This is a genomic window from Methylobacterium nigriterrae (assembly GCF_037106235.1).
Classification (GTDB): domain Bacteria; phylum Pseudomonadota; class Alphaproteobacteria; order Rhizobiales; family Beijerinckiaceae; genus Methylobacterium; species Methylobacterium nigriterrae.
In genome coordinates, this window is record NZ_JBAWTG010000766.1 from 1 (window position 1) to 283 (window position 283).

Consider the following 283-nt stretch of genomic DNA (forward strand, 5'->3'; position numbering starts at 1 on the left):
GCAGAACAACTTCGTCGAAATCACTGCCGATATCGTGTCGGCCTACCTCTCGAACAACTCTCTGCCTCCCTCCGAACTCCCAGGACTACTCGCGAGCGTCCATGCCTCGCTGATCGCAGCTGCCGCGGGCCCGGGACAAGCGAGCCAGAGCGTCGAGAAGGTGCCGGCTTCGCAGATCAAGAAGTCGATCACCCCTGACTACCTGATCAGCTTCGAGGACGGAAAGCCGTACAAGACGCTGCGGCGCCACCTGACGCTGCGGGGGCTGACGGCCGAGGAGTAT

General features: G+C 62.2%; 1 protein-coding gene. It reads left to right on the forward strand.

Going from position 1 to position 283, the window contains the following annotated elements:
• Positions 1–283 (forward strand): Ros/MucR family transcriptional regulator (locus WDW90_RS39075; RefSeq protein WP_336492992.1); only part of this gene is annotated, 283 nt, incomplete at both ends.